Genomic DNA, 24,733 nt, shown 5'->3' with positions numbered 1-24,733 from the left:
CCAGCCAGCACCTGACAACGGCCGCCTCCAACGGCGACCGGTGATCATCAGCTCCGGGACATTCCCGCGAAGGCCCTCACCTGGCCGAGTCCCGCTCGGCCGGTAGCCGTCGGTACGGCTGCGCACCCCTCCGGCACAGCCGCCCGGCACATCGCCAGCGCTCCCCCGAGCGACCGGCTACCGCCTCGAACAAGCGACGATCACGAGATCGACGATGCCGTCGATCAACACCAACCGATAGTTGTCTGCGGTTGTCGCCGGTTGTCGCCCTCCAAGCCAACGTGGGCCTGGCCTGCACTTTCCCTCGGGATCTGGCAGCACCCCAGCCGTCAGCGCCGTCTGCCCTGTGATCTCGTTAGTGGGTATCGGCGCCGAAGGTCAGTAAGCCTCAGCGCCGCGTTCGGCAGCCGAGCATGATCAATTCTCCTGGAGCTTAAGCGCCGCCGGCATCACCACCAGAGGAAGAGTCGCATGAGCCAGAAGATCGCACTCGTCACCGGCGTCGGCCGGGCCCAAGGCATTGGCTTTGCCACCGCCCACGCGCTCGCCCAGCAGGCATTTCACGTCATCGTGACCGCACGGACCGACGCCCAGGCACAGGAGCAGGCGAGCACGCTGCGCGCCGAGGGGCACAGCGCTGAAGGCCGCCGACTCGACCTGCGCGCGACCGACGAAGTCCCGAGCTTGGCCGAGCACATCCAGAAGGACCACGGCCACCTCGACGCCCTGATCAACAACGCAAGCGTGTTCCCCGACATGAACACGGGCACCGCGCTCGACGCGCCTACCGACGACATCCAGGCCGCGTTCGACGTCAACGTCGTCGGCCCGTGGGCGCTCACCGTGGCGCTGCGCCACCTGCTCGAGGCCGCGCCCGCGGCGCGCGTCGTCAACATCTCCAGCGGCGCCTATCAGCAGATCACGTACCTGGCGCAACAGCCCGGCGACGTCGGAGCGCCGGCCTACTCATTCGCCAAGTACACGCTCAACCACCTCACCGTGATGCTCGCGGCCGCGTTCCGCAACACGAACGTCCTCGTCAACGCGGTCGACCCCGGCCGGGCCGACACCCACCCCGAACTCGGAACCGACGAGCAGGACGCGCCGCCCTCGGTGGCGGCCGGCTGGATCGCGAAGGCCGCGACCCTGCCCGGCGACGGACCGAGCGGCGTGATCTTCCTCGACGGCCAGCGCATCAACTGACACCACAGTGACGCGACAGTTCGTCCGCCGGTCAGCGTGGAGGCCCGTCACACGCTGACCGGCGCCGTTCCCACGGCGAGCACGTTGTGGGCAAAGCCGCCAACCCCTACCCGGCACGCCGACCAGCGCCGGCCGGACCCACGGTCCCGGCCGCCGACCTACTCGCCGAGTACGGGACGGACCGATCGGCTTGTCCTCGATAGGCGCCGCATAGGGCAGCTGGCAGCAGCCCTCGGCAACGCAGCTCCAACTAAAACACTAACGGCCTGTTCCGCCAGTACTTCCCAAGAGCAACGACCTGAGCGTGCACACCCCCGAGGACCTGACCGCGGTGACCAGCGAACTCAACAACCGCCCCGCAAGATCCTCGACTGCGACACCCCTGCTCAGCGGTTCACCCGCCTACTCGCCAAAGCCGCATGATCACACTTACTGTTACGCCCTCTTTGCGGCGGTCCTACGAGCCGAACGAGGTTGGCCGGCCGAGCACCGGCATGTCGTTCAGGTGCGTGCCGGGTTGCCAGGGCCAGCGGAGGTACCGGTCGGGCCATACGATCTGCAAGGCCTCAACGGCGAAGTCTGTGCCGCCGTAGAACAGAGCGGCAACGGGCAGGTGGCGGGCGGGCTCGGTCACTGCGACGAACTGAACCGGGTGGCCCTCGATTACGTCGTCGGCACACTGGCCGGGAGTGAATGTTCGCCGACCCGCGATGACCTCAGAGGCGACGACGCGCAGGACAGGTCGGGAGATATCAGGCGGTAGCCCGAACAAGATCATTTCAGGAAGTCCGTGGCCAGTGAGACCGATCGTGTACCAGCACGTTTCCAGCAGAATCGGCTGCGGCACGAACTGCAGATGGACACCGGTACACTTGATATCCTCGCCGATCTGGCCAAGCCCAATTTCTTGCTGTCCGGCCGTCATAGGTTCACCTCCAGCCCGTCGGCGCCCATCACGACATCTCCGTCGAAACCAGGCGGGTGCTCTTCGTGCACCAGCCGAGTACCCAGGAGATGAACACCCACACCCTGGCTGGCCACCTCCTGCCGTTGCTCGGCCCGCCGGCATCCTGAACTGCCGATGAGAGGGCGCGATTTGGGCTGGAGCCTCGCTTTGACCAGCAGGCCACTTCGCCGGTGTACCTCATACGTGTCGTTGACTAGTACGCGAATCGACGACCTTGGTACTCTGTCTGCATGGCCGTTGCGGCGGCCCGGCTGTCGGGAGCTCCCGGACATGGTTCCCTACATGGCAGCCCAAGTGTTAACAGCTCTCCGCAGTGTGAACTCGCAATGGTGGTCGATATCTGGCAGATCTCAAAGCCGCTGACCGGGTAAAGCGGAGCGGAGATATTCATGCCCACGTTCGGCCCTTTACCCTTGTCTGGTGCGGTTTTCCGCCCACTGATCGTGGCGATTGCTCACATTCCTGTTCTGGTCATTGCGTGTTCCGCAACTCTGGTGTGGATCACGGCAGTGGTACGCCCCGCAACGCACGGCGACCTCGGTTTGAAATTGGTGCGTGAGCTTCGCACGTGGAGCTGCGACGTGATCGGCTCAACTGCCGGGATGCGGCAACGGTGAGGCGCTCCGTTCGTCGTCGGGGCATTTTCACCGGTGAGCAGTACCGGGAGGCGGGTGGGGAAATGGAACCCTTTGGGGCAGGGCAACGGTTGATCCCTGACGCCGCTGGTAGCGACCAGGAGTGGATCGAGGCAATCTTTCTGCATCGCATGCTGTGCTGCATGGCCTGGCAGCGGTCGCCGGTGAGCGGGACGATGGTGTTCGGCATCCGGGCGGTACGGCCGTCAGCAGCGGGTCTGACACTTCACGTCCCGGACGGTGTGGAGCCGATGTTCGCCAGCTCGCTGACGGCAGGCGAAGCCGTTCCCGCCGCACGGCATGGGATTCCCGCCCTGAATATTGAGTCAGTGAGCGGCCGCCGCCTGGCGATCACCACCGCTGGTGTTGAAGGTGAGATTGGTGTGGCGTGCTCTTGGCGTGCCATGAAGGACGCTTTCAGGCCAGGTCGCACCCAGGACACGATCTCCGTGATAACGCTTGGCTCAACGGCCGGGCGGCACTCACCGCCGCACACCGGTCAACGCTCAGCGCTTTGCTTCGCCGCCTCATCCTGTTCACACACGAAGATCACTTCCACCGGTGGCTGTTGAACTGGTATACCCACCTGTCCCAGGGAAAGGCGACTTTCTCGACACCCCCACCTGCAGACTTGGCCGTCCTCTTGGCTGATCGCTACTTCGGTGTTCCGGAGCCCGTCTTGGAGACTCTCCATCTCGCCTCGCCGGCCCGCCGCAAACGAAGCGTTGTCAAGGCGGGTGTCACCGGCACCGTCGCAACGACGTGGTCCACCCGTTCCCGCACCCGGCCCGATGGCTTGCCGATCGGGCGCCGTGTTGCTTACTGGCGATGTCGACGAATGATGTCCCAACAGGTTTTCGCGGACCGGCTGGGTAAATCCAAGGCCTGGGTCGACAAGGTGGAACGGGGAGTTCGCCGGCTCGACAAGTTCTCCGTGGTCTACGACATCGCCGAGGTGCTCCAAGTCGACGTCGAAGCTCTTCTGGGCAACGATGCCGAACGGCGGCCTGAGATGCTGAACTGCATCGACCAGGTCGAGGTCGAAGAGATCCGCGCCGCCCTGGAACGCTACGACCAGATGAGCGCATTCTGCCAGGAGCCTCCGCCCTCGCCGCCGTTGGCAGAGCTTCGCAAGGCCGTCTGCTATGCCTGGCTGAGATACCAGCATGCGAAGTACGTCGACCTGGCCCGGTCGCTGCCGAAACTTCTGCGCGACGCCCAGGGGGCTGACAGCGCCTACGCCAACGGCCAGGAGGCCAGCGTGGCTGCCCATCTGCTCGGCCAGGTCTACCAGATCGCCTCGTCGGTCCTGCGCAAGGTCGGTGAGCACGAGCTGTCCTGGCTGGCCGCGGACCGGTCGATCGCGGTTTCCCAGCGGGCCGGCGACCAACTGCTGTCCGGCCGGGCCAGCCACCGGGTGGCGAGTGCGCTGCTCTCACTCGGCCGGGTGCGACCGGCGCTGGACGTCAACGTCAACATCGCTAACCGGCTGGCCGTAAGCAGTCAGGACCGCGCCCAGGAACGGCTCAGCGTCTACGGGATGCTGCTGCTCAACGGGGCGATGGCGGCAGCCCGGATCGGCCACAGCGCCACCGTGCGCGACTTGATCGCCGGGGCCGAGGAGGCCGCCCAGGAGCTGGGTGGCGGGCAGGACGATTACTGGACCAGCTTCGGCCCGATCAACGTGCAACTGCACCGGGCGGCGGCCGCGGTCGAGCTCGGCGATGGGCGGTCGGCGGTGGAGTGCCACGAACGTCTCGACCAAGAAAAATTGTCGGCCATTTTGCCCGAACGCCGCGCGCGCCACTACCTCGACATCGCCCGCGGGTACACCCAGGTCGGTGACATCGAGAAGGCCAGCGAAATGCTGCTGGAGGGCGACCGGCTCGCCCCGTCCGAAATCCGATGTCGCCCGCTTGCCCACGAAGTCCTCTCCGAGGTGCTGCGACGCACGCGGGGAACCCCACCGGCGCCCATCGCAGAGCTGGCCGAACAGATGGGAGTCGGCTTATGAATCCATCCCAGCACCCGAGAGCGGCGGCATGATGACAGCGAGACCGTCTGGGACTTTGCAGCTGGTTCTACTCGTTGCGCCCACCGATGGGCTTCCACTATTTCGACGCGATGACGGACCGAAAATCGCTATGCCTGTGAGATGGCAGCATGAACTCGCGCATTGGCGATCGATTCAGTGCCGGAGTCCAGCAAGAAAATCGCCACGTAGCTCTTTTGAGTAGCTCGAACCGCCTCCAACGTATCACAGCAGGATGAGCTTGGTGCCCCTTACCTGAAACAGCCGCGATAGGTACTCACCTGAGAGAGAATTGTGCATCAAGATCCGTAACGCCAAGGAGGGAAAGTGGCAGGCGCTTCGCTACTGGACTGGAGTGATCTAGCAAAGGCAACAACATGGGGATCATTGATCCTCGGAAACGGTTTCAGTATCAATGTATGGCCTGCATTCAAGTATGACTCCCTCTTCGAGAAGGCCAAGCCGAATTTGAGCGGAGGGGCAAAGTCAATCTTCGAGGCTCTCGCAACGACCAACTTCGAACAGATACTGAAGGTTACCCACTATGCAGCGCTAACCGATAGGGCGCTTGGGCGCGATGAGGCTGCAACGAAGGCGCTGCATGCCGAAATACGTCAGTCATTATTCGATGCGGTGCGAGGCGTGCATGTTCCGCACGGGTTGCTGAGCATCGATCTACTCGCGGACATAGCTGTAGCGCTGAATCGCTACCGTGACGTATACACGACAAACTACGATCTTCTGCCCTACTGGGCAACCATGGCGACAGATGATTCTAGGCGACGGATAAAGGACCGGTTCTGGACGGCAGACCACACATTTGATCCATCAAATATTGCAGTGATAGGCGATGCGACCGTAGTGCATTATTTGCATGGTGGAATTCACTTGTGGGCCAATCCGGTCAGTGGAGTTACCGGCAAGTGGGTCTTGAGCGGAGACTCGCTTCTCGACGCATCGCACCTTTCGGCTCATCCAGACCGCGTACCTTTGTTGATTTCAGAAGCTAGCGCCAGGAAGAAGGCTGAAGCTATTCGAGAGTCGGACTATCTTCGAATGGCTTTCGAGGCGTTGATCGCCGACAGTAGCAATGTGGTCATCTTTGGGCATAGCTTATCTAAGGAGTGGGATGATCACATTGTGAAGGCAATCCAAATGGGAGCCCGCCGAAACGTTGCTATCGGGATGAGGGCGGCTTCAGCAACGGAATCGGAGCAAGTAGGCTTACGCGAGAGACTAGCTCCCCAGAATGTTCTCTTTTTTGACTCTGCAACCCATCCCCTTGGATCAGATAGTCTGCACGTAGATGCGCCTTGACACACTTATTTCCCAATCCGGGTAGCGCTGCCCGCAACGCCCTCACATGCCGCAATCCGTATGCCCGGCAAGCCGTGGCGGGCCGTCGCTGATGGCGCTGCTGCAGTACTCGCAGGCTCAGCGTTGTAGTCGTTCACCGGCAGTATTGCGACGACCGCCTAAATCCGCCTCCGCTCAGGTGGGGCCACTGATGACCGTCAGAATCATCGCTGACGGGCGCATTGAGACCGAAGGCTGGAGTCTCGTAGACGAAGACGTCAACCTAGGCGTCGAGATCGCTGATGAAGTCGTCGATCTGGTGAGTGGTGATCCCGGGCACGCAAATGATGTGACTCCACCCGTTGCTGGAGGGTAGCCGCCATCGGACCCGCACGCTGGCAGGTGGTTCGCGCAGCATGACGGTAAAGGCGTCGCGGTTGCGCCAGTGTGGCCAGCCGATCTGCTGCAGGCACCGGCAGGTGTACGCGGCGACGGCTCTGGCTTGCCGGGTGCGTTCGGACAGTCCGGAGGGGCCGAGCACGTCCAGGGCATGGGCGAGCATGACGGCGCCGAGGCCGGTGCGGGACCCGCTGATCGAGGTGTCCGGTGCGCCGGTGTACCGGATCGCTGCGGGCGGTTCGTCGATGCCGCGGCGCACGATCACGACGCCGCAGACGAGCGGAGTGCCGAAAAACTTGTGGCCGCTGATGGAGATGCTGTCGGCGCCGTCGGCGAGGTCGAAGGCCGGCCGGTCGGCGGTGACGGCCAGGGGCACGCCGGCGAGCGCGGCGTCGGCGTGCACGTATCGGTGGATGATCCCGGCGTCGTCGAGCGCCTGGTGGATGCGGTGTAGGTCGTCGACGGCTTCCGTCATGGTGGTGCCGATATTGGCGGTCACGATCGCCGGGCGCCCCCGGAAGCGGGCGGCCTGGCGGTGCAGATCGGCGTAGTCGATCTCACCGTTGGTCAGAGTCGCGACGGTGACGCTGGGCAGGCCCAGCAGGTGTTCGGCTTTGCCGACCGAATAGTGGGCTGCAGCGCTGTGGAAGGCGACGGCGTTGGGCAGGCGGGTTCGGCCGAGCCAGAGGCCGTAGTGGGTGCCTTCGGTGCCGCCGCTGGTCACGTACCCGCTCCAGCCGGCCGGCGCACGGAACAGCGCGGCGAAGAAGTCGAGGACGTCGCGTTCGATGTCTTTGGCGTGCATCGGTTGGATGCCATCGACCTGCGGGTCGCCGAGGTTGTTAAGCAACACGCCCAGCAGCGGGCCGAGGGGCCGGTAGTCGATGTCGACGGCGCAGGGGAAGCCGATGCTGGTGCGGGCTGCGGTGGTGAGCCGGTGCAGCAGGTCCTGGTAACGCGGGGCCATCGCGGGAGCGGCCGAGAACCGGGGGCTGGATGTGGTCAGGTAACTGGTCATGGGCGGGTGCCGCTGCTCGTGTCGTGCCCGTACGGGCATCGTGTTGCCGTCCCGGTGGTGGCTGGGAGGCTTTGGTGGGTGCGGGCGGCCACGTTGGGCCGGAACCGGCGCTGGTAGTCATCGGCCAGGCGCAGGTGTGGGAACCGGCGGGCCAGAGTGCGCAGGGTGGTGGTGATTTCGAGGCGGGCCAGGGCGGCGCCGATGCAGTAGTGCGGGCCGGCACCGAACGACAGGTGCTGTGAGAGCCAGGCGCGTCCGGGGTCGAATCGGTCGGGGGTGCCGTAGACGCGGGGGTCGTGGTTGGCGCTGCCGATCAGCAGCAGGCATCGGGATCCGGCCGGGATGACGGTGCCGTCCAGGGTGACCTCGGTAGTGGTGATTCGCGGCCAGCCATCGACGGCGGGGCTGTGCCGCAGGCTTTCTTCGACGTGGGTGGCGAGGTAGTGCTCGTCGTCGGCGAGTTGTGCCCAACGGTGCGGGTCGGTGAGGCCGTGTTCGAGGGCGTGGCCGAGGGCGCCGGTGGTCGATTCCCAGCCGGCCACGGTGAGATTGAGGACCAGGGCGGCGATCTTGTCCATGCTCAGCCGGGCGTCGTTGCCGCGCTGATGGCGCAGCAGGTCGCCGATCAGGCCGGGCCCGGGGTCGGGTTGGCTGGCGCGAGTCGTGACGGTGCTGCGGCAGAGGTGCCAGAAGTCGACGAAGCCGTGGGCGGCGGCCAGCTGGGCATCGGGCCCGAGGTCGCCCCAGACGAGGTCGAGGAATCCGTCGGCCCAGCCCGGGATGGTGTGCAGGTCATCGGCGGCGATGCCGAGGATGTCGAGGATCACCAGCAGCGGCAGCCGCGCCGCGACCGTGCGCATCAGGTCGGTGTTGTCCTGGCCGGCGAGGTCGTCGACGAGCTGGTCGACGCGGGCGGCGATCAGTGCCGCCCAGGCGTGCTCGGCGCGTGCCGAGGTGTTCGGGAACAGCGCGCGCAGCGTGGCGCGGATCAGGGTGTGCTGCGGCGCGTCGGCGCTGACCAGAACGTCGGGTGCGTCGAAGCCGGCCAGTGCTTCGGCGGTGGCGTCGCTGAGGGGCCGGATCGGGGCCAGGGTGGCGGCGTTGGAGAACCGCCGGGAGTCGGTCAGCGCGGAGCGCACGTTGTCATAGCCGGCGATCAGCCACAGACCGAGCTCGGGATCATGAAAGACCTGGCTGCCGCCGAAGCCGAGCAGCTTCTTCCAGGTTGCGGCAGGGTTGTTGCTGTAGGTGCTATCGATAGTGCCGAACGGGTCGAGTTTCATGGTCAAGCGGTCCCCGCGGGTGTGAGCGCCGCCGGTTCATGCCCTGGTGCTGATGTCTGCCGCTCAGGGCGCCGGCAGGGCTGGGTCAGTTGATGGTGATGCCGTGCCGGGCAAGCCAGGCGTTCGTCTCGATCAGCTAGGAGACGGTGGTGTGCCAGTCCCGGGCCGGTGTGGTAGCCGGCCGGGGCAGCACGTGCCGGACGCGGTCGCGGTGCAGCAGGTCGTGCATGGGCGCGTCGCGGCTGTCGACGATCGCCAGCAGACGTTCACGTTGGGTGTTCTCCCACGTGGGCAGCAGATGTGCGCCGGGGAACGAGCGCTGTGGCAGCCAGGTCACCCCGGGCGGGAGCAAGCCGGCGGTCGTGTGGCGCAGCAGGCCGTTGGGGATGCCGAGCAGGTGCCGCATCAGCCACGGCGTGTTGTACAGCATCTGCGCGATCAGCCAGTCCGCGAAGGGGGTGTGCACGGTGACGCCGGCTGTCGACGCGAGCTGGTCGAGGCGGACCAGCTGTCGCGGCAGGTAGGTGGTTAGCGTCAGGTGGTGCATGATGCGGTGCCGGTGGGCGATGACATCTTCGCCGTCGAGGCGGCTGACGTCTTCGGTGGCGCTCGAAGCGCATCTTGCGGTAGGCGCCGGGGATCAGGTGCCAGCGGACGTCGTCAGTGAGCAGGTCGGTCGCCGTCAGACCGGATGGCAGCCACGGGAACTCGTCGTGGGCGAGCGCTTCCGGGCCGTGGAGCCACCGGTAGCCGCCGAAGACGGCGTCAGCGCCGATCCCGGACACGATGCTGGTGTGGCCGCGGTGAGCGGCATGCCTGAGCAGGGCCGTCAGCGGTGCGTCGAGGTTGGCCGGTCCAGGGAAGTCCAGGGCTTCGCGAGCCTGAGCTGCGGCGTCCAGGAGCCGGTCTGCGCCGGCCGCGATGATCGTGTACGGCATGTTCAGGTGCGCGGCAGTGCGGGCTGCGGCGGTGATGTCCGCGCCGACTCCGTGCGGTTGACTCCCTGGTTCGGTCAGGGTCAGTGAGCAGGCGCTGGGCCGGTCGGGCGAGGGTTTGTTGGTGATTGCCGCGGCCGCGGCCGATGCGATCCCCGATAGCAGCACGGCCCCAGCGGGACGCTTCCGCAGGATGGTGGTCTTGTCGGCGATGGCCTGCCGCAGCTGGTGGACGGTGCCGTCGAGGTCCTGGCCGTGCTGGTCGGCCTGTAGCTGCCCGTACCGGTGCAGCCGGATCCCCGCCGGGGTAGCACGCAGCAGCTGCCCAGGCAGCAGCTCCCGTACGTCCCGGATGACACCGTGCCCGGGTGTGCGGGCCGGGCCGAGGGTGAGCCATTCGTTGAGGCCGCCAGCGTCAACGACCGCCGGCGCCTGCGGGTGGGCCAGCAGGGCGGTCGCGGTACTCGCGAACAGCAGCCCGTTTGGCTGGCGATACCAGTAGAGGGTTCTGGTGCTGAGCGGGTCGCGGATCAGCAGCAGCTGCCGGGCGAGGTTGTCCCAGATCGCGATCGTGTAGGTGCCGTCGATCCGGTCGGCCAGGCCGGCACCCCACTGCCGGTAGGCGTGCAGCAAGACTTCGGCGTCGCTGGCCCGCTGGTACAGCTGCTCCTCGAGGCGGATCCGGTTGGTCAGGTGCCCGTCGATGAGCAGCATCAGATCGAAATCGGGGCGTCCGCCATGCCGCCAGTCGGCGTAGCTGGTCACGGGGCCGCGCCGGGCCAGCGCCGCGTGCCGGCTCAGCTGGGTGAGTGCGTCCGTGGCCGGGCCGAGCGCGGCGGCCATGGCGTGCAGGGTCGGCTGATGTTCGCGCAGGTCGCGGGCAATGTCGATCCATCCGATGATTCCCATGCCGGGTGACCTCCTGGAGGGTGCCGGGGCGAGAAGGGGAAGAGAAGGTACCGGTTTGGCGGTCAGGCAACTACCGTCCGCGCACCGGGGAGGCGGCCAGCTGGTTGCACGGAGGCTCACGTGGGCGTGTCACCGGTGGCAGCCAGGCCTGCGGGAGGACGGCGGGCAGGTCATCGCTGGCTAGACCGTGAGTTCGGTCGCAGGCAGGCACCACACGGCTTGGTGTCAGGCCCGACGGCCGACGCGTGGATGGCGATGGCCGCCGGCTCGCCACCGGGCTCGTCGACGCAATGCCAGCCGAGTACGAGTGACAGCGCTTCCGGGCTCTGTCCTGCTCCGGGGATCGGGGCCAGCGGGAATGTTCGCCGGTCGGGGTGGGGGCCAACCGCCGACCCGCCATGCCCATAAGGCGAGCACGAGTAAGCCCGTTGCAGTGAACAGCATGGGAGCTAACCGAGATCCTACGGGCCTGCGCGGGAAAAGCCGCTCCGGCCGGCACTGTCCGCTGACGGAGGCATTTTCGAGATGCTGTAGCGGACGGGTTGCGGGACGCCACGCGCGCCATCGGCGATGGACGGCATCCGGTCACGACCCGATGTGCGCAGGCGAGTGTCGCTCGGCACGACGGCAGGCGACCACCAGGCGGATTCGCTGTACCTTGCGCCGCTTCGACAGGGGGAGCTGACAGAGCAAACGGCTGGTACGCAAGGCCAACTTCTGTCGGAAATTTGCCACACCAGGCAGCCCGGGGTACGTCTGGCCCAGCACGCCGCCCTCGTCTAGAGTTCGGAGAACCTTGATCACGCCTTCGACCTTCGAGCACTGGCGAAGCAATCGATAGTTGTCTTAGGTTGTCTCTGGTTGTCGGTGGCTGACGAGGCTTCCCGAACAGATACCGCAGTGATTCAAAGTGCCGCACGAACGTGCGGCGTATAGGGGCCAGCGCCGGGTCCTGTCACCGAGCCCAGACGCGACTGTGAGCACCGAGGGGCGATCATGAGTGCGTTAACGCACGGGCTCCTTCCGCCCGGCACCGGCATTCCAGCGCCGGTACGTCTCGCGTTGAACGAGGCGGCTGCCGCCTGCAACCAGGCGGCTATCGCCGTGAATCACGCCTTCGCGTTTGTGGTGCAATACACCAACGACCGCGAAAAGCTGATTGCGGCAGCCGAGGACCGGACGACCGGCTCCGATAAGGCATCGGCTTGGGCACAGGTGACCAGCGATCTGGAGCTCATCGCCGACAGCTTCCACGACCAAGCACTCGTGGCCCTGACTCGAGCAGCCGCCAGCTATGCGGCGTACGCCTCGCACGTCGCCGCAGAGCTGGTAGCCGGCCGCGCGGCCCCGCTACCAGCCTCCGCCATGGTCAAGCCGTCCGACCTGATCACCGCGCTCGACGCGTACCTGCCGAAGATCGAATTTCCGCCATCAGACGCCCCTGGCATCAACGGGCAGTACGCGGACGTCGAGGCAGCCCACCATGAGCTGTGGCAGGTTACGTCACGACAGCTGCAGGGCGAGAATCCGCTCGCCTACGACGATCCTGCCGCGGTCAGAGCCGGCATCGGGGAGCCATACGGCATATCAGCGGCATTTCCGGAAGCCTTGCACCACTACGCTGCAGTCTTGACCGCTGCCCTCGCCGCTTTCAGCGAGACCCGGTGACCTAGGCGGCACCAGCCCGGCCGGTACCGCCGCGTCATCCTCACCGAGAGGGCAAGTAGGAGAGACTTGGCCCTTGGGCTAGGAGAACGACCACCGCAACAGCACCAAAGTGCTCGCTGCAGCAACCGGCCTCCCGCCTACCAGAAGAAGTCGGGATCTACTGGCAACCCGAGGCTGGCGACGTCAACATCAAGCGCGGCTGCTAACAAATGCATGTTGTACTGGCTCGGCTTCCTGATCCCGTTTTCCCACTTGCTGATCATTTCGATCAGCGAGCGCGACCCTGCCGTACCACCATGTTTAGCCGCGACCTCCCCCATACGTCTGGCCAACTGCAGTTGCGTCCACCGCCGCTGCATCCGAGCTCTTCGCAACCGGCGGCCGAAGCTCAGTCCAGAGTCCGGATCACGGTCCTCGCTGCTGGACAAGTCCATCGCCGGTTCGTCTCCCCCCATGCGCGGCGCCCAGCTCAGGACGTCAGCGGCCTGCGTGTACCTCTCCTGATGGGCCAACCCGACCGAGTCGGCCACGAATACGGTCACCACGGCACCCCCATGGCTGCTAGTGGTCATCGATACAGTGCCGCTACCACGGCATTCGCCGTCTCCTCTCCATGAACTCCGCCTGCCCCGGTCAAAACCCGTCGGGTGCGGCCGGAACCATCGCGCCCTACCGGCAAGACTCTGTTTAAGCACCCGAACTGACCTGTCTCTCGTTGGCGCGGCTAGCGGGCGTATTCGCCCGCCCGCGAGCCATCAGGTCAGTCACGTTGCTCAGCGCCGGAACTCCTTCCACCGGGCGGGTATCCTTCCCGCGCGAGACCATCCTGTCGGTCGGCACGCTGCGACTACCGTCGCTGAGTTCCCGTCGGCGGCGACGGGAGCGTCGCGGGAGCGGGTAGCAGTGGCGCAGTTGCACTGATCAATACTGGACCCTAGATCCACTGTCAGGAATGCCGTTTTAGTGTCTGACATGCGATCAGCCCGAGTTCCGAGGGGCCTGTACCGCATTGTCAATATTGAACGCCGCTCAATCTAACCTCCGCCCTGTTCGAGGGTTTTCGAGACTGTCGATAGCGTGTTCCTGAGCCAGCTAGCACCGCCAAAGTGGCACTCTCAGATTAAAGTTGCCCATGCAGCTACGCCTCTGCACGAAAGAATGCTGGCACGTCATGAGCTCTGTCGGTACCGCCGGCGATTGCCACGAAGCCACGAGGTGCCGTCAATGTCGGCTACGACGACCTGGTGTATCCGCATCGCCTGCTACGCCGTCCCCATGTCACTCGAGCCGGAGTCCTGTCCAGCGCATACTAGGTCTCGCCAGCGCTCGAATGCCGACCATCACACTCGGCTCGGCGCGACTATAGGCGGCTTGACGGCAGGTGCCGAAATGATGGCACGAAGCTTAGCCTGCCGCGCCGCGCGACGCGGTAACCTCGGCAACAGCAAACAGCTCGTCCAGGCAAAACGCCGGTGCTTAGCCGCAGAACTTTCCGTCTCCTGCCAACAGTGAAGGCCAACGGAGAGATGAGCCGCTACGGCACGCGACCTACGGCAGCGTGGTTGAACAGGTCAGCAGCGCTCGGCCGGTTCGGATTGTCAAGATCCTCGGGATGCCAGTCATTGACTGACACGATCCCTGGCTCGATAAGATCAAGACCTTGAAAGAACTGGCGAAAGGTTGCTTCTGGTCGCGCTCGCGCGTCGGCGCGACCCTCGTCATACATTTTCTGGTAAGCCGCTCGGGCCGCGCCTGTCACGTAGTCCATGGTGAAATGACTGACGGCAAGGTAGCTGTCGGAAGGTAATGCATCGAGAAGCTGCCTTACGATAGCCAGCACCTGGTTGTCGTCGTGGAGGAAGGGCAGAACCGAGACAAGCAGCAGGCCCACCGGCTCATCGAGACTCAGCGTCTCCCTAAGCTCGACACTTGTCAGAATCGATTGCGGGTCATGCAGGTCGGCCTGCAGGTAACCAGTGCGGCCACGCGGATCACCTGTCAGCAAGGCCCGAGCGTGAGTAAGCACGATCGGATCGTTGTCTACGTAAAGAACCCGAGACAAGGGCGAGATCCGCTGCGCGATCTCATGAGTGTTGTCTGGAACCGGCAGACCGGTGCCGATGTCAAGGAACTGCCGTATACCGTTCCGTGCTAGGTAACGGACAACACGGCGCAGGAAAGCCCGGTTCTCACGTGCCCCTGTCGGCACCGTAGGGAAAGCTGCAGCGATCGCGTCGCCGGACTCTCGATCGGCCGCGAAGTGGTCCTTACCGCCTAGCCAGTAGTTGTAGCGCCGCGCCGGATGCGGGGTTGACGTGTCGATGACGGCCGGCTGGCGCGGCAGACCGGTTGCACCAGCAAGGTTCTGACCACGAGCGATGTGCAACCCGATGTCTGCATCGGTAGAGACGCCCAGGGCATCACGCAAGCCAGCACGGCGTTTGACTGACGGCCAACTGTGGTCACCTCGCTCAAGAGCTCCGATCCATCGTCCGTCGACCTCATCGGCCTTGTTGTTCTGATCAGGGAACAACTCATCGATAGCCTGGTTGACCGCGGCGGCGAGTTCAGTTCGTGTCATGTGATCATCAGGGCGGTGCGGCGACGGGATGGACTTCCGCCTATTGATCAGCTTGACGTTCGCCCTGCGCGTGGTCGGCCGCGGCCGCCTGACGCTTGGGCGTTCTGGCGTCATCGCTGCCCCCACTCCGTAGTCCCAACGCCCTGACAGTCGACGACCGCCAGACAACATGATCAATAGTGAACCCCGACGTGTCGCGTGCGGAATACCGATTTACTGTCCGAGATGGCCCGGACGGCTACAAGCTACGCAAGGCACGCACTCCCCTCGGTCACCAATCGCCGCTCAGCTTGGCAACGCGGGCCAGCCGAAGGCAGATCTGCCACGTCATCCCCCGACCGCCCGCTGGGACGGCGCTCACAGCACCCGGCCGACCGCCCCGTAGAGAGACACATCTGCCGCCGACGGTCGCTCTGGATCCCCCAGATCCTCGGCACGCCAATCGTTGGCCGGAACGATGCCCGGCTCAACAAGCTCTAGCCCATCCAGGAACCTGCTGAACTGCTCCTTAGGACGGCAGCGGATATCGTTCTTGCCGGCGGCCACCATTCCCTCATAGGCGGCGACCACCTCCGGGGCGTTGAAGTCCGTCGTGGCATTGCTGACAACCAGATAGCTACCCGAAGGCAAGGAGTCTCGCAGCTTCTTCACGACAGCTACGGCCTCGTCATCGTCCTGAATGAAATGCAACACAGCGACGAGCAGCAGAGCAACTGGCTCCGTCATGTCCAGCGTCTGCTTGAGCAGACGATGCCGAAGGATCGCCTGCGGCTCGCGCAAGTCGCCCTCAAGGTAGGCGGTCCGGCCCTCCGGATGGCTTTGCAGCAACGCACGCGCATGGACCATGACGATCGGATCGTTGTCCACGTAGACCACACGGGAGCTCGGCGCAATGCGCTGTGCAACCTCGTGAGTGTTGTCGGGCGCCGGCAATCCGGTGCCGATGTCGAGAAACTGCCGGATCCCCCGATGCGCTAGATAGCTGACGGCTCGACGCAGGAAGGCACGGTTGGCGCGCGCGGCGATCATCGCGGTCGGGAACAGCCTGCTGATCTCATCTCCAGACTGCCGATCCGCAGCAAAGTTGTCCTTGCCCCCCAGCCAATAGTTGTACCGGCGCGCAGGATGCGGCGTGCTGGTGTCAAGCTGCGATGACTTCGGTGTGACGCGCCCAGCCCCCGGGGCATTTTTCCTACGGATGTACAGCCCGAGTTCCGCGTCGGTCTCGACTCCGAACACGCTCCGCAAGGCGGCACGGCGTCGTTCGGATGGCCAACTGTGTTGTCCCCGTTCGAGTTTGCCGATCCATCGGCCATCGACCTCATCCGCGGTCGTGGACTCGCCGGGGTACAAGTCGTCCAACGCCTGGTTCACCGCGTCAGCGACTTCGCTGCGTGACCAGCCCTTCTCATCCCGGCCAGGACTGGCCATCGCCTCACGCAGTTGCATCAGCTTGCTGTTCTGCCCCACTGCGGACTCCGACTTTTTGGCCACGTTCCGTCCTCGATATCTCAGATCGCAGTTCCGACGTACCGGAACAGCCCGGTATCAGCACGCTCGGCCAGCGCGGCATCCCCTTAGACACGAGGGCACATTTGACTCGAGCACCTCGAGCACCTCGGGCCGCCGGGTGCCACCCTCGTCGGTACATCACCAACCAGATCTACGATCTTCGCTCCGACAGCTACGACTCATCTATACCAAAGCCGTGCTATCGCCCATAGAGGCCGATGACTAGCCAGTTCGCCTCTTAGGCGGCCATAGCGCTCCGCATCGACCCGCTAAGCGCAGGTGTTCGATACACCGGACCCATACGCTGGCCTACGGCCCGGTCTGCAGCGGGGCAGAAGCCATGAGAACAGACAGAATGGCAGGGGTGGCAGGGGTGGCAGGAGTTCCCGAGCCCTTCCCCTGCGCGGGCGCGTCATGCACGCGCGGAAGCGGTCTATAGCCGGATCCGATACTTGGCCATCCTGTACCACGCGCGCCCGCGCGTAAGAGCGGTTACCGGAAGTCCCGGCACTCCTGCCACCCCTGCCACCCGACCGCTCATGCCGTCCGACCCATCAGGGACCGCTGAGCGTCTTCTACGTCGACCAGAGCGATGCCCTCGTAGAAGCGGCGCCCCTTTCCGCCCCTGACATCGACGACCTCGAAACGACGCAGCTCCTGAGTCAGCCGCTTGGCCAGCACGGGCCGCTCGCCGGCCTGCTCGCACCACTGCTCATACGCCTCGCGTAGGACCGTGGTCGCCACTCGCAGCGTGGCGGCTTGCTGCCCGTGACGGCACATCTCCTCGACAAAACGGCCCACAGTGTCTTGATCCCGCGCATAGGCCTCGGTCGCGGCCAACACCGACGCCGGCTCCTGTAGCCCCTCTGTGTGATACGCCGCCGCTCCTGACACCATCCACGCAAGCACCGCCGGCGCGTCCTGGGCCAGGATCTCCCCGAGCTGCTTGATCTGCCGCTCGGCCGGCACGATCCGGTGGAACGGCAAGACCCTGATCCTTCGCCAGAACGCTGGCCCACCTGCCCGCGCCGCAGGCAGATAGTTAGCGAGCAGCCACAAGGTGTGAGTCGGAGCAAAGGTGAACGGATTGCGGTGCATGAACCGGGCGTTGATGGAATCCTTGCCTGTCAGTTGCTTCACCCGCGCCTCAGCGAACCGCTGCCCCTCGTCGAGCTCCGTGCACACCACCAACCGGGCGCCAGCCAGTTGTGCCAGTTCGGCAGGATGTTCGACGTGCTTGCGCACCATCAACATCTCGGCTGACGCGGCGGCCGCGTAGCCACCCTCATCACGTCCCAGAGCCTGCATAGCCGCCTCCATCAGCGTCGACTTACCGTTGGCCCCAGGACCCACCGCGAACGGCAGCAACTGCTCCAGCACCACCCCGATCGCGGACACCCCGAGCAGCCGCTGCACATATCCCGCCAACGCGGTGTCGTCACCGAAGGTGTCCTGCAAGAACCTGTCGAAGGCCTCCGATCGCCGATCGAAGTCCGGCGCCGCGGCAGCGCATCGGGTGTGCAACAGCGCAGGATCCGACGGCCGCATCTTCGCGGTCCGCAGATCGACCACACCGTGCGGCGTGTTCAACTCGTACGGACGCGCGTCCAGCTCATGCATTCCCACGGTGATCGACGGATCTGACCGGGCGAGCCGGATCACTCCCGACACCCCGCCGGCCGACAGCGCCTTGCCGCGGAACCGGCGCCACGGACCGCTCGACGGCAGATCCCGCGCCAGCGCGCGCACAAACTCCCGATGCCGTTCTGCGTCATCCCATGCCCAGCGATGCCCGACCCACAACAGCCACTTACCTCGTTGCGGGCAGTAGCGCAGCTCATGTCCATGATGGGCGACCAAAGCACGCGCCAAGCCGTCCTCGGTCGGTCCCCAGGCCGCCACGTGCGGCATCGGCTCCTCGATTACCCGAGCAGTGGTCCCGGCGTCCCGCGCTTGTCGGGGAGGTTCTGCCCGCGGCGAGTCCTTCGGGGTATCGGCCGCACAGTTGTCCGGTGCCAGCGGTCTGCCGAAGCCGGCACCGCGTAGAGCTCGGGCCGCAGCCGTGTGGTCACCGCTATGGTGCAGCGTCGCATAGGCGTGAAACTTGGTGATCGGAACTTCGGTGTCGAAGCTCGTGTTGGAGCTGAAGACCCACAGGCGGTCACGATCATCGGCACGACCCGTCGTAGCCGAGACACCCGTATGTTTTCCCGGACGCCGCCAATACCGGGTTCGCCCTATCCGGGACACCAGGGTCCAGCCTGCCGGCACCAAGATGTCCGACCAGTCGGTACGCCGATCGAAGTCGTCGCCTGGACTCAGCCCTCCCTCCGTGGGTGGCCTTCGCGTGCTCGACGGAATCGGGGCCGGAGGCGGCATGGCGTCTAACGACCGAACGATCGCATGCAGAGCGTGGCGTTCCTCCACCGACAGCGTCGGGATCCGGTTAGGAACCGAGCCGCTGATCGCCGTCCACGGCCTTCGCGTTTCATGCACCGTGCCGTGCGATGGAGCAACGATCGTGTAGCCGCCTTCGCCCCGAGTCTCGGCAAGGGTTTTGATCTTGTCAGCGGGATCGAGAGCCAACTCGCCTTCGGTAGCCAGGCGCCGAGCAAGTTTGAAGTTCCGCCCGACCTCACCGCCATCGATGCGATACAGCAGATGCACACCACCCGATGGAGTGCGCTCGGCATAGCCGTTAACGGCCACTCGCTGCCAAAGCTCTTGGAGGCCGGCGGCCTCGACGAGTTCGACGAGCCCGTGCGCTAATCCCTCGGCGACAGCGCGGCCCTCCAACTCCAGCATCTCCAAGTGACCCGATACCTCACCGCACAGCACCGCAAGTCCGGGCGGCCCTTTCGCGAACCATCGCCGAACCTCATCGCGGCTCGCCCGCTCATTCTGATAGGTCCGCCACGGAACCAGAGGCGCTTTACTGCCATCAGCACGTATGGGAATGACCGCACAGCCAGCGTCATGCCAAGCCAATGCGGCCGCAACCATATCTGGTTCAAGATCCACGTATCCCCATCCAGGCTCAGGAACAGAAGCGCAGGCCAAACCACGCAGGCCGGCCAGCCCTAGAACGGATGGGCAGGGCTTACCTTCAACCCGCCGCCCGAAAAGCCGTCCCAGCGCAAGAGGAAGCTACGCAAGCTGTTCGTTAGCGTGCAGCATTGAGCCTTGTAGCTAATCGTGGATTGTAGAAGTTGTCTCTGATTGTCTCTGGTTGTCGTGTTACGCCGCAGACAACCGGAGACAACTATCCGAACCTCCAACCACCGTGCAACATGGATCCATATTGCGCATCGCCGTTTGCGGCGGGTCAACGTTCCCAAGGAGCGCGCATGTCGACACAGGGCTCGAGGAAGCTCCAGGACGAAATTCTCACTATCGACGAAGTAGCCAACCTTCTGAAAGTTCCGGTCGGAACATTGAGAAAATGGCGCTCCGCAGGCGAAGCGCCGCCCGGATTCCGGTTAGGGAAGTATGTGCGCTTCCGCCTGTCCGGCGTCGAGCGATTCGTCGCCGATCGGGAAGCCTGCGCTGACGACTAATGCACACCCTACAGAGCACATGTATGTGATCCGGAAGCAAATTCCTTCAGCTGCCTACCGGCCAATACGGAAGGGGTCTTGTTGATGACGAAAATAACAGCACAGCAGTGCTGGTCAGACTTTTGGCGAGTAATCGCCCGAGCTCACGCCGACGCCTGCAGACGTGAAGCCGCCGATAACGCAGGTAAAGGCCCTGCCAAGGCAAAACGGACCAAAGGCCCAGGACCCGGCCGAACAGAGAAGAGAAATTCTGATCTTGCGGGTAGAAGCTCCGGTCAGTCCTAGCTAGGCCGGTAGCTCACGCCAGCCGCTCAACCGCGATCGCAATGCGGCGCGCCGGGCACCACGACGATGCGATCGCTTTGCTGTCGGCTGCGGCGGCCGACATACAGCCGGGACCGCACGCCAGCGACGCAGAACTGGCCACGTACGGTTCGCTGCTGCGCACCGCGTCATACGCCGGCGCCCAGGCCGGTCGGCGAGCCCAGGCCCAGACGCTGATCGACGAGGCGGCTGCCGCTGGCCGGCTGCGCGCCCCGGTTCATGCCGGGGAGATCACGTTCAGCCCCACTCACGTCGCGGTCTACAAGATCAGCGCCTTCACCGCGGTAGGTGACAGCACGGCAGCCCTCGATCATGCCAGCACCGTTGATATGCGGCTGCTAGAAACCCCCGAACGGTATGCCCGGTACTACATCGACACCGCCCGAACCTGGGAGCAGCACGGCCGCCACGATCGGGCGTCACAAGCACTGCAGGCCGCCGAAAGTCAGGCACCGCAAGAGTTGCGGCGCCCGTCGTCGCATGAGCTGATCACCCGCATGTTGTACGCGCCGACGGTGACACCGGCGGGCCTGCGCAGCCTTGCCATGCGAGTCGGCGCCATCCGGTAGACACCGGCGGTCATGCAGGCCGGGCGCGCTGACGTCCCCGGTGCCGGACCACGGGCAGGTGTTGCTCCGGTGGGGCGGTGCGGGCCAAGTCTCCCTCGTTGAGATTGCTCAGGTAGCGGCGGGCGATCGTCGCGACCACGTTCTTGTCGAGGTTCGCGTCAGCCACCAGAGCGGAGAGCATCTGCGCGCGACTGATCAGGATGCCCTCACCGGCGGCCAGGCGCACCAGCAGGTCGAGGTGGGCGTCGACTTCGTCGGGCCACTGCACGGAGGTCGTCCGGCGGTCCGAATCTTTCAGCAGACCCAACGCGCAGCCCCTCTGGATCGCAGTATGTATCTAATATATATTAGATACATGACTGTTGCGGTAGCCGCCCAGGTGGAACCTCATCTGGAAGCCGCCCGCACCACAACGCTGATAGCAGGCCGCCACCTGAAACCCACTGCGGTGTTCGACACCTACTGGCGTTTCGCCGCCGCCCGGCAACAGATGTACCTCGCCCGCCTGCACGGCATCCCACGCCCCTGGACCCACGACCCGATCCTGAGCCAGTACCGGTTCACCAACTGCTACCGGGCAGCCGACCGGGTCAGCCAGCACCTGATCCGCGACGTCATCTATCGCGGCGATCAGGACTGGGACGAAGTCTTCTTCCGCACAATGCTGTTCAAACTGTTCAACCGCTCCTCGACCTGGCAGCTGCTGACCGCGGCGATCGGCACGCCGTCGTGGCACGACTACCGGTTCGACCGCTACGACAGCGTGCTGAGCGCGGCGATGACCGGCGGACAGCGGCTGTACTCCGCCGCCTACGTGATCCCGCCGCCCCAGCTAGGCGAGATTCGTAAACACCGCAACCATCTACGGCTGCTCGAGATGATGATGGCCGCGTCCGCGCCGGCCCGAATCGCCGAGGCGGCAAGCCTGCGCGAAGTGTTCACCCTGCTGCGCACGTTCCCGACCTTGGGCAACTTCCTCGCCTACCAGTTCGCCATCGACCTGAACTACACCGCCGAACTCGCCTTCGACGAGATGGAATACGTCGTCGCCGGCCCCGGCGCCCGTGACGGCATCCGCAAGTGCTTCGGCCCCCAAGCCCACGGGATCGAGACCGACATCATCCGCTACGTGACCGACACCCAGGAAGAGCATTTCGCGCGCCTGAATCTGTCGTTTCCCACCTTGGGGGGACGTCGTCTGCACCTGATCGACTGCCAGAACCTGTTCTGCGAGGTCGACAAGTACGCCCGGCTGGCCCACCCCGACATCGCCGGGATCAGCGGCCGCACCCAGATCAAGCAGCATTTCCGGCAGGACACCGCACCAGTCACGGCGTGGTTTCCCCCGAAGTGGGCCATCAACGACCGGCTCGCCGCGGCACCACCGAATCCGGCATGATCACACCTTCGCCCGACCAGCACCAGGAGAACCCGATGTCTTCACACCCGCCGACCAGCACCGACACCGCGTACGCCGACGCGGTTACCGTCCTGGCGACCGCCCTCGACCGGCTCGGCGCGCGTATCCACCGGGACTTGCACGTCGACAGCAGCCACATCGACCTGAGCGACCCGCGGCTGGCTGCCACCCTGACCGGGTTCTCCGCCTACGCCGACGAATGCCTCGCCGCGCTGGACAACCCGGCCGTCACCACCATCCTGGCCGCTCAACCCACCCAGCCATACTGAGCTGGCCGGGCAGCCTCTACGGCGTCATCAGATCAGCGAACCGGCCTAGCATCGCCCGCACCGGCAGGATCGGCGGCTCCAGATGCGCCACGCCCGCCACCACGGTCAGATGCCCCACCCGCAAGCCGGTCTGCCGGGCAACGTGCGCGAGGAGCCGGCCGAGCCCGAGGTAGTTACCGTAGCCGCGCTGGACCAAGTACTGGCTACGGTAGGTGGCGAGCAGATGGACCAGCCCGTCAGGATCGGTCTGGAATGAGCAGTGGCTCAGGCAGGGAAACGCCATCGGGCTGTTGTCCCTGCCCGGAACGTAGATCGGCACGCTAGTCGCGTCCTCAGCAACGGACACGGTCGCCTCATACCGGGCGTGCTTGGGATTGCCGCCGTTGCGCTCGATCAGAATCCGGTCGATCACCGCACCGATCTGATCAAACGGCTCCTTGCCCGTCGGGTACTGGATCAGCCGGCCGAAGTAGGTGCCCCGGCCGTTCTTGCCGAACCGTTTCCGCAGCAACGGATAGATCTTGACATAGCGGTCCACCAGTTCCGCGTGGTCGCGGCTGTCGTTCGCAAACGCCTCCGGGAAGATCGTGTTCGCGACCGTCTCGACACACTGCAGATCCTGCTCGGCCAGCAACAGGTCCATCGCCTCACGCACCGCGGGGTTTTCCGCCACCGGATCGACGATCTGCACCACGGTGTGAATCGCTTTACGGCGCGGCTCATCGTGCAACCGCCGCGCGGCCGACAGCCAGGCGCTGGAGACGTCAGCCACCTGCACACTGATCAAATTCACCGTCGCGCTCCGCTCATCGGGCCGACCAGCACACGAGTGCCGGGCGGGGCGATCAGGCCCCGGTGATCATCAGGAGTCGGCATCAACGTCACCGACCAGCTCTGCCGGCCATCACGAGACGTGACGCTCAGCAGCGACGCAGTCTCGACAGCACCGTCGACATCGAACTCGACACCGTCACCCGGCGCGAGCCCGCTCGGCGTGCTGCGCATCCGCACCGCGGCGGGACCAGTGAAGTCCGGGTCGCCGCCCAGCCACGGCGCCCGGACGATGAGCCGGTCCCCCTGCTCGACCCGAAGCTGAGCGCCCTCGGTCAGCGCGCTCAGATCCCACACCCGCGCCGGAGGCTGATCGCGCTGCCCGCTCAGACGCGACCGCAGCCGGGCCGGCTGGACCCGACCCCAGCCGGCCGCAACCTGCGAATCCACCATCCGCAGATGCCTGACGTGCCGCAACGTCCCCTGGTAGGAAGCGCCAAGGTGCAGCGACAGCTGATACACGTCCGCCGCTTGCCGCGCAATGTCGAGACCCAGCCGGGTCAGCGCCACCTTCACCAGACGGATCGGCATCAGGAACCAGGCGGCGAACGCCTCGGCCTGTTTCTCCTCTGGCGGCCACTTATCCCGCGGCATCCCGACGAACGGATCCGGCCCGTCGGCAAGGCACCGCTGGTGGCCGAACTCGGCGTGACCGAGCTCGTGCGCGGCAGTGTGCCGGATCGTCGCCTCACCCATCGTCGTGTTCAGACAGATCCCGCCGTTGCGGCCAGGCATGGCCGGCAGATACATGCCGAACAGGCTCGGCATGTCCTGCCCCATGACGGCCAGCCCGCAGCGGCGCAGCGCCGTGAACACGTCGACGTAGCGGTCCTCGGCGAGCCCGAGGCGCAGCCGCAGGTTCGCCGCGGCGATGCTGGCCGTGCGGTGCGCCATCAGCCAGTTCACGAAGTCGCCTCCCGGCGATCGGGGACAGGACGGTCGTCGTCGGCGCCGGCCTCGGCGTCGGCCTGGTACGACTTCTCCAGGAACTGCGCGAACCTCATCACCTGATTCAGGTCGTCCATCTTCAGGTTGTTCAGTTGCCGTGGGAGCCCAGCCAAGGCGTGCTCGGCCGGGATCGCGTCGACGTCCTCGTCGAGGAAGAAGCCGATCGGGTAGCGGTAGAGCCGGGCCAGCTTCTTCAGCTCCAGGCTGTCCACGCGCCGGGAGCCGCGCTCGATCTCGCTGATTGCCGACCGCGGGATGCCGGTGCGCTCGGAAACCCACTGCTGGGAGTAGTTGAGGTATTCGCGGGTGTTCTTCAGCCGCTCACTGAGCAGAGATGCATCGTTGAGCCGGCCGGCCTGAGGTCCACTATTCGTCAT

The 24,733-nt window shown here is 65.2% G+C and carries 20 protein-coding genes and 1 pseudogene; 9 read left to right on the top strand and 12 right to left on the bottom strand.

Annotated features, from left to right (window positions below):
* Window positions 1–471: 471 nt before the first annotated feature.
* Window positions 472–1,203 carry an SDR family NAD(P)-dependent oxidoreductase gene (locus Actob_RS18295; protein WP_284921443.1) on the top strand — a complete coding sequence of 244 codons (732 nt, stop codon included), beginning with the start codon at window positions 472–474 and terminating at the stop codon, window positions 1,201–1,203.
* 457 nt (window positions 1,204–1,660) lie between these two features.
* On the opposite strand, the gene Actob_RS18290 is transcribed toward Actob_RS18295, so the two are convergent.
* Window positions 1,661–2,128 (bottom strand): DUF4262 domain-containing protein, encoded by a 468-nt coding sequence (locus tag Actob_RS18290; RefSeq protein ID WP_284921442.1) that lies wholly within the window; start codon window positions 2,126–2,128, stop codon window positions 1,661–1,663.
* A 610-nt stretch (window positions 2,129–2,738) separates the two neighbouring features.
* Here Actob_RS18290 and Actob_RS18285 point away from each other — a divergent pair.
* The 3 genes from Actob_RS18285 (at window position 2,739) to Actob_RS18275 (ending at window position 6,154) form a co-directional block, all read left to right on the top strand.
* Window positions 2,739–3,377, top strand: a complete 639-nt coding sequence (locus Actob_RS18285; protein WP_284921440.1) for a hypothetical protein — start codon at window positions 2,739–2,741, stop codon at window positions 3,375–3,377.
* Between the two features lie 266 nt (window positions 3,378–3,643).
* Entirely contained in the window at window positions 3,644–4,819 is a 1,176-nt protein-coding gene (locus Actob_RS18280) for a helix-turn-helix domain-containing protein (RefSeq protein ID WP_284922340.1), read from the top strand.
* Between the two features lie 345 nt (window positions 4,820–5,164).
* On the top strand, window positions 5,165–6,154 hold the full coding sequence (locus tag Actob_RS18275; protein WP_284921438.1) for a DUF4917 family protein: 990 nt from the start codon (window positions 5,165–5,167) through the stop codon (window positions 6,152–6,154).
* Between the two features lie 262 nt (window positions 6,155–6,416).
* On the opposite strand, the gene Actob_RS18270 is transcribed toward Actob_RS18275, so the two are convergent.
* The 3 genes and pseudogenes from Actob_RS18270 to Actob_RS18260 all read right to left on the bottom strand — a co-directional run.
* The gene (locus Actob_RS18270) at window positions 6,417–7,550 is read right to left on the bottom strand and encodes a histidine decarboxylase (protein WP_284921435.1); all 1,134 of its coding nucleotides are present in this window, start codon (window positions 7,548–7,550) and stop codon (window positions 6,417–6,419) included.
* The gene (locus tag Actob_RS18265; RefSeq protein WP_284921434.1) at window positions 7,547–8,833 is read right to left on the bottom strand and encodes a cytochrome P450; all 1,287 of its coding nucleotides are present in this window, start codon (window positions 8,831–8,833) and stop codon (window positions 7,547–7,549) included. The genes Actob_RS18270 and Actob_RS18265 overlap by 4 nt, the downstream gene beginning before the upstream one ends.
* A gap of 232 nt (window positions 8,834–9,065) precedes the next feature.
* Window positions 9,066–10,482, bottom strand: a pseudogene (locus Actob_RS18260) (asparagine synthase-related protein); the annotation flags it as partial.
* 1,191 nt (window positions 10,483–11,673) lie between these two features.
* Here Actob_RS18260 and Actob_RS18255 point away from each other — a divergent pair.
* Window positions 11,674–12,345, top strand: coding sequence for a hypothetical protein (locus Actob_RS18255; RefSeq protein WP_284921431.1), 672 nt, complete (start codon window positions 11,674–11,676; stop codon window positions 12,343–12,345).
* 137 nt (window positions 12,346–12,482) lie between these two features.
* Here the strand turns inward: Actob_RS18255 and Actob_RS18250 are convergent, their stop codons facing one another.
* From Actob_RS18250 to Actob_RS18235, 4 genes are all read right to left on the bottom strand, one after another.
* Window positions 12,483–12,887 (bottom strand): helix-turn-helix domain-containing protein, encoded by a 405-nt coding sequence (locus tag Actob_RS18250; RefSeq protein ID WP_284921430.1) that lies wholly within the window; start codon window positions 12,885–12,887, stop codon window positions 12,483–12,485.
* Window positions 12,888–13,879: 992 nt separating this feature from the next.
* Window positions 13,880–14,926 carry an SAM-dependent methyltransferase gene (locus tag Actob_RS18245; RefSeq protein WP_284921429.1) on the bottom strand — a complete coding sequence of 349 codons (1,047 nt, stop codon included), beginning with the start codon at window positions 14,924–14,926 and terminating at the stop codon, window positions 13,880–13,882.
* Between the two features lie 357 nt (window positions 14,927–15,283).
* Window positions 15,284–16,420: an SAM-dependent methyltransferase gene (locus tag Actob_RS18240; protein WP_328518433.1), complete on the bottom strand. Its 1,137-nt coding sequence runs from the start codon at window positions 16,418–16,420 to the stop codon at window positions 15,284–15,286.
* A gap of 555 nt (window positions 16,421–16,975) precedes the next feature.
* Window positions 16,976–19,441 carry a phage/plasmid primase, P4 family gene (locus Actob_RS18235; protein WP_284922338.1) on the bottom strand — a complete coding sequence of 822 codons (2,466 nt, stop codon included), beginning with the start codon at window positions 19,439–19,441 and terminating at the stop codon, window positions 16,976–16,978.
* A gap of 344 nt (window positions 19,442–19,785) precedes the next feature.
* On the opposite strand from Actob_RS18235, the gene Actob_RS18230 reads away from it, so the two are divergent.
* Both Actob_RS18230 and Actob_RS18225 read left to right on the top strand, forming a co-directional pair.
* Window positions 19,786–19,995, top strand: a complete 210-nt coding sequence (locus Actob_RS18230; protein ID WP_284921428.1) for a helix-turn-helix transcriptional regulator — start codon at window positions 19,786–19,788, stop codon at window positions 19,993–19,995.
* Between the two features lie 326 nt (window positions 19,996–20,321).
* The gene (locus tag Actob_RS18225) at window positions 20,322–20,888 is read left to right on the top strand and encodes a hypothetical protein (RefSeq protein ID WP_284921427.1); all 567 of its coding nucleotides are present in this window, start codon (window positions 20,322–20,324) and stop codon (window positions 20,886–20,888) included.
* A 10-nt stretch (window positions 20,889–20,898) separates the two neighbouring features.
* Here the strand turns inward: Actob_RS18225 and Actob_RS18220 are convergent, their stop codons facing one another.
* Window positions 20,899–21,195: a hypothetical protein gene (locus tag Actob_RS18220; protein WP_284921426.1), complete on the bottom strand. Its 297-nt coding sequence runs from the start codon at window positions 21,193–21,195 to the stop codon at window positions 20,899–20,901.
* Window positions 21,196–21,243: 48 nt separating this feature from the next.
* Between Actob_RS18220 and Actob_RS18215 the strand changes: the two genes are divergently transcribed.
* Complete coding sequence (locus Actob_RS18215) at window positions 21,244–22,287, top strand: nucleotide kinase domain-containing protein (RefSeq protein WP_284921425.1); 1,044 nt, start codon at window positions 21,244–21,246, stop codon at window positions 22,285–22,287.
* Between the two features lie 35 nt (window positions 22,288–22,322).
* On the top strand, window positions 22,323–22,577 hold the full coding sequence (locus tag Actob_RS18210; RefSeq protein WP_284921424.1) for a hypothetical protein: 255 nt from the start codon (window positions 22,323–22,325) through the stop codon (window positions 22,575–22,577).
* Window positions 22,578–22,593: 16 nt separating this feature from the next.
* On the opposite strand, the gene Actob_RS18205 is transcribed toward Actob_RS18210, so the two are convergent.
* The 3 genes from Actob_RS18205 to Actob_RS18195 form a co-directional block, all read right to left on the bottom strand.
* Window positions 22,594–23,370 carry a thymidylate synthase family protein gene (locus tag Actob_RS18205; RefSeq protein ID WP_284921422.1) on the bottom strand — a complete coding sequence of 259 codons (777 nt, stop codon included), beginning with the start codon at window positions 23,368–23,370 and terminating at the stop codon, window positions 22,594–22,596.
* Window positions 23,367–24,224 carry an ImmA/IrrE family metallo-endopeptidase gene (locus tag Actob_RS18200; protein WP_284921420.1) on the bottom strand — a complete coding sequence of 286 codons (858 nt, stop codon included), beginning with the start codon at window positions 24,222–24,224 and terminating at the stop codon, window positions 23,367–23,369. The genes Actob_RS18205 and Actob_RS18200 overlap by 4 nt, the downstream gene beginning before the upstream one ends.
* An 86-nt stretch (window positions 24,225–24,310) precedes the next feature.
* On the bottom strand, window positions 24,311–24,733 hold the full coding sequence (locus tag Actob_RS18195; RefSeq protein ID WP_284921419.1) for a helix-turn-helix domain-containing protein: 423 nt from the start codon (window positions 24,731–24,733) through the stop codon (window positions 24,311–24,313).

Source organism: Actinoplanes oblitus, assembly GCF_030252345.1.
GTDB lineage: Bacteria > Actinomycetota > Actinomycetes > Mycobacteriales > Micromonosporaceae > Actinoplanes > Actinoplanes oblitus.
The sequence above is the reverse complement of the archived record's forward strand: the minus strand, read 5'-3'. Positions and strand labels throughout refer to the sequence as shown.

Bases quoted from the DNA above. Each gene is read 5' to 3' on its own strand.
- Actob_RS18295 (WP_284921443.1), top strand. From the start codon at position 472: ATGAGCCAGAAGATCGCACTCGTCACCGGCGTCGGCCGGGCCCAAGGC.
- Actob_RS18245 (WP_284921429.1), bottom strand. From the start codon at position 14,926: ATGACACGAACTGAACTCGCCGCCGCGGTCAACCAGGCTATCGATGAG.
- Actob_RS18280 (WP_284922340.1), top strand. From the start codon at position 3,644: ATGATGTCCCAACAGGTTTTCGCGGACCGGCTGGGTAAATCCAAGGCC.
- Actob_RS18215 (WP_284921425.1), top strand. From the start codon at position 21,244: ATGACTGTTGCGGTAGCCGCCCAGGTGGAACCTCATCTGGAAGCCGCC.
- Actob_RS18265 (WP_284921434.1), bottom strand. From the start codon at position 8,833: ATGAAACTCGACCCGTTCGGCACTATCGATAGCACCTACAGCAACAAC.
- Actob_RS18255 (WP_284921431.1), top strand. From the start codon at position 11,674: ATGAGTGCGTTAACGCACGGGCTCCTTCCGCCCGGCACCGGCATTCCA.
- Actob_RS18225 (WP_284921427.1), top strand. From the start codon at position 20,322: ATGCGGCGCGCCGGGCACCACGACGATGCGATCGCTTTGCTGTCGGCT.
- Actob_RS18195 (WP_284921419.1), bottom strand. From the start codon at position 24,733: ATGACGAATAGTGGACCTCAGGCCGGCCGGCTCAACGATGCATCTCTG.
- Actob_RS18235 (WP_284922338.1), bottom strand. From the start codon at position 19,441: ATGGTTGCGGCCGCATTGGCTTGGCATGACGCTGGCTGTGCGGTCATT.
- Actob_RS18290 (WP_284921442.1), bottom strand. From the start codon at position 2,128: ATGACGGCCGGACAGCAAGAAATTGGGCTTGGCCAGATCGGCGAGGAT.
- Actob_RS18210 (WP_284921424.1), top strand. From the start codon at position 22,323: ATGTCTTCACACCCGCCGACCAGCACCGACACCGCGTACGCCGACGCG.
- Actob_RS18230 (WP_284921428.1), top strand. From the start codon at position 19,786: ATGTCGACACAGGGCTCGAGGAAGCTCCAGGACGAAATTCTCACTATC.
- Actob_RS18270 (WP_284921435.1), bottom strand. From the start codon at position 7,550: ATGACCAGTTACCTGACCACATCCAGCCCCCGGTTCTCGGCCGCTCCC.